Origin of the sequence: Burkholderia sp. KCJ3K979, from assembly GCF_016759955.1 — a bacterium.
GTDB lineage: Bacteria > Pseudomonadota > Gammaproteobacteria > Burkholderiales > Burkholderiaceae > Burkholderia > Burkholderia orbicola.
The window spans coordinates 1-1190 of sequence record NZ_JACFYV010000432.1 but is presented as its reverse complement, the minus strand read 5'-3'; the positions used below and the strand labels follow the sequence as shown (position 1 = coordinate 1190).

Here is a 1190-nt window from a genome sequence, read left to right as displayed (position 1 = left end):
GCGCTTGTATGTTCAGTACTGACCAGTACGGTAAAGTCTGGTGGTAGCCAGACGAGACCGTGCAGTTTGCCCCGCGCTTGGGTGTTGGAGCCCGTGACTGAGTACAAAACGCACGGTTGCCGTGCTGGTCTTCCTGAAGCCCGAACGGTTACGCGCGCCATTTACATCGAGTGCGCATGTACAAGCATGGGATCCGAAGATCATGTCTGCTCCTTCTGCCGTAACGGTCGGCATTGACGTCGCAAAAGCTCACGTCGATGTTTCCGTACTGGGTGCCAATCTGGACATCCGTCGATTCAACAACGATGCCGAGGGCCACTCGGCCCTGGCTGTTGCCCTTCAGCCGCTGAACGTGCAGTTGGTCGTGATGGAGGCGACCGGTGGCTACGAGACCGAGCTGGCGTGCGCCTTGCAAGGTGCGGGTTTGCCGGTCGCTGTCGTCAACCCTCGGCAAGCACGCGATTTTGCCCGCTCGATGGGACGTCTGGCCAAAACCGACGCCATCGACGCACGTATGCTTGCCGAACTGGCTTCCGTGCTACTGCGTCGGGACGATCTGTCCCGCTTGCTACGTCCCGTTCCCGACGAGCGGCAGCAGTGGCTGGCTGCACTGGTGACCCGACGGCGCCAACTACTCACCATGCTCCTTTCGGAGCGACAGCGGCTCCAGATCACGCCGGTTGGTCTGCATCCAAGTCTGCTGGCTATCATTGCCGCCATCCAGGCACAACTCGATGACATCGACGCTCAGATGGTCGCTCATGTACGCCAGCACTTCGGTGAACTCGACCGCCTGTTGCAGTCCACACATGGAATTGGCCCGGTATCCAGCGCCTGCCTGATCGCAGAACTGCCCGAATTGGGCCGGCTCAATCGCCGTCAGATTGCAGCCCTCGTTGGCGTCGCTCCCATTGCTTGCGATTCCGGCTTACGTAATGGGCGACGACGGGTTCAAGGTGGCCGCTTCGCGATCCGTCGCGTGCTGTACATGGCTACATTGACTGCCACACGCTACAACCCCGCCATCAGAGCCTTCTATCAACGCCTGAAGGCCGCCGGCAAACTGTCCAAGGTCGCGCTTGTTGCCTGCATGCGCAAGCTCCTAACCATGCTCAATGCCATGGTCAAAACCAACACGCCTTGGGACGATTCACTTCATCGGGCTTGACTCGGAAGACGGTTACTCAGTC

Annotated in this window: 1 protein-coding gene; it reads left to right on the top strand. The window is 59.7% G+C overall.

Features of this window, described 5'->3' with window-relative positions:
- The first annotated feature begins 202 nt into the window (after positions 1 to 202).
- Positions 203 to 1168, top strand: coding sequence for an IS110-like element ISBcen8 family transposase (locus H3O04_RS35420; protein ID WP_012339304.1), 966 nt, complete (start codon positions 203 to 205; stop codon positions 1166 to 1168).
- The last annotated feature ends 22 nt before the right edge of the window (positions 1169 to 1190 follow it).

Bases quoted from the DNA above. Each gene is read 5' to 3' on its own strand.
- H3O04_RS35420 (WP_012339304.1), top strand. From the start codon at position 203: ATGTCTGCTCCTTCTGCCGTAACGGTCGGCATTGACGTCGCAAAAGCT.